The sequence below is a fragment of the Sphingopyxis sp. P1IMeth2 genome, assembly GCF_900185685.1.
In the GTDB taxonomy this organism is placed as follows: domain Bacteria; phylum Pseudomonadota; class Alphaproteobacteria; order Sphingomonadales; family Sphingomonadaceae; genus Sphingopyxis; species Sphingopyxis terrae_A.
On sequence record NZ_FYAT01000013.1, the window covers coordinates 424,529 to 431,493 of the forward strand.

The 6,965-nt window shown below is 56.3% G+C and carries 3 protein-coding genes and 2 pseudogenes; 4 read left to right on the forward strand and 1 reads right to left on the reverse strand.

The genetic code is table 11. The features are described from left to right. Window positions 1-302 precede the first annotated feature (302 nt). The 3 genes and pseudogenes from P1IM2_RS13430 to P1IM2_RS13440 form a co-directional block, all read left to right on the forward strand. Window positions 303-1,001 carry a tyrosine-type recombinase/integrase gene (locus P1IM2_RS13430; protein WP_186402762.1) on the forward strand — a complete coding sequence of 233 codons (699 nt, stop codon included), beginning with the start codon at window positions 303-305 and terminating at the stop codon, window positions 999-1,001. Then, window positions 895-1,125, forward strand: a pseudogene (locus tag P1IM2_RS13435) (integrase core domain-containing protein); the annotation flags it as partial. The gene P1IM2_RS13430 and the pseudogene P1IM2_RS13435, both read left to right, overlap by 107 nt. Before the next feature lie 30 nt (window positions 1,126-1,155). Continuing rightward, window positions 1,156-1,347: pseudogene (locus P1IM2_RS13440) on the forward strand (IS481 family transposase); the annotation flags it as partial. 246 nt (window positions 1,348-1,593) lie between these two features. Here P1IM2_RS13440 and P1IM2_RS13445 read toward each other — a convergent pair. Then, window positions 1,594-4,530: a TonB-dependent receptor gene (locus P1IM2_RS13445; protein WP_054588702.1), complete on the reverse strand. Its 2,937-nt coding sequence runs from the start codon at window positions 4,528-4,530 to the stop codon at window positions 1,594-1,596. 687 nt (window positions 4,531-5,217) lie between these two features. On the opposite strand from P1IM2_RS13445, the gene P1IM2_RS13450 reads away from it, so the two are divergent. Then, entirely contained in the window at window positions 5,218-6,540 is a 1,323-nt protein-coding gene (locus P1IM2_RS13450) for a hypothetical protein (RefSeq protein WP_039575466.1), read from the forward strand. Window positions 6,541-6,965: the final 425 nt, after the last annotated feature.

Here is a 6,965-nt window from a genome sequence, read left to right on the forward strand (position 1 = left end):
GAGGACCAACGCCAGTGCCAAGACGGTATTTTCGACGGTATCGAAATTCGAAAAATCGCAATAAAGCATTGTGATATAACGCTTTGGCGACACGTCACGGTCCCTCTTCTGGCACCATTTACTCATTCAGCACTGCTCGCGAATGGTTGCGTAACCCGCAGAAATCTGCCATTTTCAACGCCTGATCACTCGCCAGTGTTCGGCTCTATTCGGTACCAATCGGGGGCCTTTAGGGGCCAATATGGGGGCCCAGGCCCCCAAACAGGGGCCAAACTGGCGGGATTTTCGCAAACGAGGCCCCCATGGCGCTGAGCAATGTCCAAATAACCCAGGCAATTCCGAGGGATAAGGAGTACAAGCTCAGCGATGGTGGAGGCCTGTATCTGCTGATCCGACCAAATGGCTCGAAGCTCTGGAAGCACAAGCTGCGAATCAACGGGAAGGAGAAGAAGCTTTCCTACGGAGCCTTTCCTCTTGTCTCACTCAAGGAAGCGCGTCTCAAACGCGACGAAACCAAGCTGGCCATGTCGCGCGGGGAAGATCCCGTTCAGCAAAGGCGTGAGACGAAGCTCGCAGCGATGTTCAATGAAGCCAATCTGTTTCAGGATGTCGCTGAAGAGTTCATAGCAAAACGAGAGTCAGATGGGCTCGCGCCAGCAACGATTGCCAAGAATCGCTGGTTCCTGGAACTGCTGAAAGCTGACCTCGGTCGCCGACCTATCGCAACGATCAAGTCGACCGAGCTGCTTGCGGCGCTCAAGAAGATCGAAGACAGAGGGCACCGAGAAAGCGCACACAGGGCGCGTTCATTTGCCAGCCGCGTCTTTCGCTACGGTTGTTTCACACAGAGGTGCGAGAGCGATCCCGCGCACCTCTTGAAGGGCGCCCTCAAGGTGCCTGAACGAGACGCTGTTCCTCGACCTCGATCATGCCCGCACGGTGATCGCGGCCTGGGCCGAGGATTACAACCAGTCGCGGCCACACTCGGCCCTTGGATATGAGACACCGGCGGCGTTCGCCGCCGAACTGCATAAGCAATGGCCTGCGCAGCTACGCCCTACGGGCTCCGCTGCGCAGGCCATTGCTTACACCGCGCTCATGCGCAACAAAGCTGCTGGGCTCTAATCCCGGCTGGTGGAAACTAGGGGGTCACGTCACTTCCATTACACGTCGATCAATGAACTGCGCCGCCATGTCCGCGACTGGCTCGTCGCTTACAACTTCGCCAAGCAGTTGAAGGCTCTGCGCTTCAAGACAACCTACGAGGCCATCGAAGAGCTCCGGAAATCCAAGCCAGATATCTTCGATATGAAACCACTCCATCACATGCTGGGACTAAACACCTAACAGTCCACGCGGACCACTCGGTGGGGGCCGGTCAGATTCGAGGGGCAGGAGCCAATGTGCCTCCCATATCGCTCGCGCGAGACGCAAGTTTCCGCAGTGCGCACGCCGGACGTATCTCACACCCATTCCTCGCCCAAGACTGCAATTGGCGCATGAAATCGGCGTCGGAGGGCCTGCTACTGGCCCTCCGACGCCGCGATTTTCATGCGGTATAATTTTTCCCGATCGATTGGGACAGCTAAAGCATTAGAATTTTGCGCCGATCGCGACACCATAACGCCGCGGATCAAGCGTGTAGATATTTGTAAAATTACCGGAAGATGCATCGGTGACATAAAGTCCGGTAACTGAGTTGCTATCGAAGATATTCTGAACGAACCCCCGGACAAACCAGCGCTCGTCGGCACCATTCAACTGCAAAACTGCATTAGCCTGTACGAAAGGTTGGATGCGATTAATTCTGCCGTTGAAGATATTGCCATATTGCTTTCCGGTCATGGAAATGTCGACGCGGGGGACGAGTGTCATACCATTCCCGACCTCTGCCGTGTACTGCACGCCCATCGAGACCTTGACATTCGGCGCTTGCGGCAATGTGTTGCCCTTGATGTTAACCTCGACGCCAGGACTCAATACCTGGATCCCGCTGTTCGCAGGGATAGCGCTCGCGAGGACACCGCAAATGCCGAACGCGCCGCTGGAGGCGATATTGCCGTCCGAAGGAAATTCCTGCGGTGCGCGAAGGCCGAGAGCCGCATTTACGCCCGCAACGAACGCATCAGCAACGCCAGGCGCAGGTCCCGTGACAGCGCAGTGCGCACCATTGCTGATGTCCTTGATAATCACGGCATCAGGATCCCCGCCGCCCGGATCACGCGGATTGGAGAAGAATTGATCGCCGGCGACCTTGGCATTGAGATAGCTGAAGGACAGATTGATAAGCCAGTTCGGGTCCGGCCTGATGACAGACTCCAGTTCGACACCCCAGATATTGGCGTCAACCGTGTCATTCACGGACGTTCTTGCCACGATGCGGCTGAGCTGCAGTCCACTATATTTGTAGTAAAATGCGGTGGCATTGAGTTGTAACGCGCCGTTTGCGAAGACGTTCTTGGAGCCGATCTCGAAGGCATCGATCGTTTCAGAGCCGAAACTCTCGCTGACGGCGAAAATCGGAGAAAGCGGAGGATTGATCCCGCCGGATTTGTAACCCCTAGAATAAGATGCATAGAGTGAATTGTCCGGCGTAACCTCGAAGGCCAGAACTGCTCGTCCGGTAATTTCGTCGAAGCTTACTTCGCGAAACTGGGCGAGCTGTTGGCCCGGCGTCCCCGGGTCGGCATCGAAAAGCCCAGACGGCCCGGTGAGGGGCGTTATCGGGGTATCGAACGGATCTCCATCATTGGCATAAGGGTTCAGGAAACTGATCAGCGTCGTACGCGCCGTCACATCCTTCTTGTCATTATTGTAACGCAGCCCCCCGGTCAACGTCAGCCGGTCGCTTAGATCGAAATAGACCTCGCCGAAAATGCCATAGCTCTCTAGATTCGATTCCAGCGAGTTGTTCCGATACATCGACGTCGCGAAATAGGATGGCGGAAGGCCGCCCGACAAGGAGCCGAATGAACCCAATACGGCACTGGCGTAATCGAGCGCAAACGAGTTCACATAATAGCTATTGTCGGTGGTTTTCGATTTCGCGTAAATTCCGCCCAACAGGAAATTGAACGGCCCGTCGAAGTCACTCGTGAGGATGAGCTCTCCGCTCCACGATTCGCGTTGTTCCGAAGATCGATCGAAAGAAAGCGGCGTTTCGGAACACAGCGAGTTCCCTTCGAAAGCGCCTCTGCTTCCATCATCATTATCCGACGTGCACAGCACGCCCTGCGGACCGTCCGGGATTAGAGCGCCGGCAATCGGCGAAAAATAGGCCGAAGAGCCGGGAATGAAGGCTGGCGCCGGCGGAGCAAGACCTGTCGGTAATCCGTTAGCCGCAAAAAAGTCCAACGTATTGAGCGCCGGGGCGAAACCGGCACGGCTTTGAATTCCAAGAAAATAGTCCTGCCTGGAATCGACTTCAGTATCCTGATAAATGCCGGTGGCCGTCAGGGTCATCGCGCCGAATTTTTGCTCAAGGCGCGCCTGCACCTGTAGCTCTTCGGCAAAATAGAAAGGGGTATAGGCCGTGTTGACGACACGCACATCGCCAGGCTCCTGAAACCCGGAAAACCCATCAGGGCCATAAAGGCTGCCGAGGCCGAGCACGGCGGGAATGCCCTGAATGGCGAAGAACTCGGATGAACTGAGCGTCGCACCGACCGTTGAATTTGCGTTCGTGGTATCGAAATCACGTCGATTGTTCAGGCATCCGAGCACGCCCAATGGATCGCGTTGGCACGTTTGTTTCTGGTTTCTGAGGCGCGTGTCCTTTTCCCGGAAATAATAGCCCATGAGATCGATCGTCGTATCAGGACCGGGTTCGAAACGAAGGGAGCCTCGCAACGCATAGAGGTCCCGAGCGTCGATGTCCGATCCATCATAGAGATTCGTCGTATAACCGTCGCGGTTCACATATATGCCCGCCAGCCTCACGCCGATCATATCCCCGATCGGGACGTTGACCATGCCACGCGCTTCGATGCTGTTGAAATTGCCATACTCGAATTGCGCTTCAGCCTCGAAACGGGAGAGTTTGGGTTTCGCGGTCACAACATTCACGACCCCGGAGGTCGCATTCCGGCCGAACAGGGTGCCTTGAGGTCCGCGAAGGACTTCAATCCTTTCCAGATCGAAATATTCGGTCTCGAACAGGCGTGTTCCGAACAAGGGGGATCCATTGACATGGATTGCGGTCGCAGCATCGCAGGTGACGCCGACGCACAGGTCGCCAACGCCGCGAATAGTGAATGAAGCTGAGGTGAAATTGCCTTTCGAGAAAGATACATTGGGCAGCGTCAGCTGTAGATCCGAGGCATTTTCGATCTGCTGGCTTTCAAGCGCCTCAGCGCTGAATGCGCTGACAGCGATCGGTACGTCTTGCAAGCTTTGCGCCTGACGTTGCGCTGTCACGACGATGACATTGTCACCGCCATCTGGCTCTTCGGCTATGACTTCCTGAGCATTTGAGACCTGTGGCAACGCCATCACGACGGCGCTTGCCAACCAATAGGCTTTCTTATTCATCACCCTATCTCTCCCTGTCTCGATTTTTTCGTTTCTTGCGCGAACCCGTCCTTGTCCCCGATTGTCGATGTTCAAAAATGGGGCAGCTCGCCGAGCTGCCCCGAGTTTGAGGAGTGGCCAGAAGGAGATTTCCGGAGAGGAAAAGATTCTCGCCGCTCGGCTGGAAGATGAGCAGTTTTTCGGCATTTGGTAAAGAACTTTATTATGGCACTTTATTATTTTGCTCGGGGCGGTGGGAGGTGTGCCATCTCAGATCCGAAGATATCAGTTTATACATCCGATGCTTGCTGTCAGCGCTTCAGCCTTGGCGCGGTCGAGCGCGCGCCGACGACTTTTGGATGCGGCTGCGGTACGGCATGCCCGATCCGGAGCGCATGACCCGCGTGGTCGAAAGTTGGATAGCAGTGCAAAAGGCCGGGCTCTGATCCCGGCTGGTGGAAACCAGGGGGTCAGGTCAGTTCACCTATTCCTTCCCGTTCATTTTAGAGTCATCAAGATCGTATTAACCACGTCACGGTCCCTGCCGGGCAGGGCTTTCACGTGGGGGCATCCATGACCAGAACCAAACCATCCCTTAAGTCAGCTATCCTGTTGGCCAAATAGGATCAAGGCGACCGGCGCACCAATTTACCTCGTGACTGAGCCATGTGCGCGCGAAAACCGTCACCACTTCGATGGGGATTCGACATGACATTGCCATTTCACATGCCGTCCACAATCCGCCTTTCGGGTGTAGGTCTTGCCGCTTGTGCGATTGCCACGATTGCTGCCGCAAGTGCGCAGGCGCTACCACTATCCAGCTTCAAGGATCAGGGCGTCGACCATATCTTTGGCAGCTACGCCCCGCGCGGCGACTGCTCAAAGGAACCGCGCGTAACCATCGATGAAAAGGGCATGACGTTCCGCGCCAATGGTCGGGAAATAAAGCCCCCTCGGGTGGAATATGCTCTCACCTTCATGGGCCAGAGCTATGACGGCATCATGGCAGTATTTTTTCCCTTTCCAGTTAGCAGCAATGATTTTGGTCGGGTTCTCATGTATGTGAACGACGACGAGAAGCGCGGTGTCATCCGCTTTGAATCCGATCTGCCGCGCGGCCAACGCCCGGCTTCTTTCCATGCGGCCTTCACGGGTGGCGGCCCGTTCACGCTCTGCCAGGGCAGCGCTCTTGCTGGCACGCCACTGCCGCCACGGCCTGAGCCGGCGGTGGCCGTGCAAGGCATTCCAGCGGAATGGACCAATCTCGCCAGCCTCGTCGGCAAATATCCGGGAAGCTACGCCAAGGACAATATCGACCTGTTCGATAAGGGTACCTTGGCTGCGGCATTGAAGGCCCGGATGGGGCCGAAGATGGCTGCGCTGCGGACCAATCTCTCAGCCGTCTCGCCATTGCAGCGGGCTGGGAACTATTACTATCTTTCCGGCAATGCGCAGCATCAGGGCGGTGTGGAGCAGGCCTATATAATAATAGACCCGGCGCGCCGTGCGGTGCAGGTGGGCCTTTGGGAGCGCGGCAAGCTAACAGTTTATCCGTCTGCTTCGGGCGTTAGGCTGCCGATTGCGCCGGAAATCAAGACGCTGTTGGACAAAAGCCCGCCCGAAACGGCAGTGCCGCTTCCCGGTACACCCTGGGAAGTTGTACCGGTGCAAGGTCGCGCGCCCATGGCTTATGTGAGCGCCGCGGCATCGCCCAACATCGAAGCCCTCAGTCTCTATTGTGAAGGCGGAAAGCCCTACATGGCGATGCTGCTCAACAAGCCCTCCGCCGACAATGCGATGACGATGACGTGGAACTTCTCCGGTCGGCTCGTTAGCATATCCGTTCAGCGCGCCAATGCGAACGGCACTCAATGGATCGGCGGCGTGACGGGTACGCAACTTGTTCCCCTGCTCATGCAGCAAAGCGGGACGGTGATGCTACGTATCAACGGGCGGCTGGAAGGCGAAGCCTCGCTCAGCAATTCAATTGCAGTGCTGCGCGATACCCTGCGGGGATGCGTGCGGCTCTGACCTGTGAGAACGGCGCCGCCTCCATTTCAGGTGCTCTGCCACCTGAATTCTGGACCAGTTGCGGTTAGAGTTTTCCGCCGTAGATATCATTGGCTGGGCGAGGAGTTAGAGCGGGATGACATTTGGCTGATTCAAAGGGGATTCTTTTTTGGGCGGTTTTCTGATTCATATGTGGACGCCCCCTATGGCAAGGGCTTTGTGGTCGCGATGGCTTTGATCGGTTGCTTTCATATGTCCGGCCTGTTTGTGCGGCGTTTTGAGTGCCGCTGGCCTTGATGGAAATCCGCCGGTGAGGTCCCTAGGCCGCGTTGACAAAAGACTTCAGCCATAGCCGCGTGGCGGCGAGGTTTAGGAAGCTCTCGAACGAGAGAAGGGTTTTGTCATATCGAGTGGCGATGCGTCGTTGCTGTTTGAGCTTTCCGAAC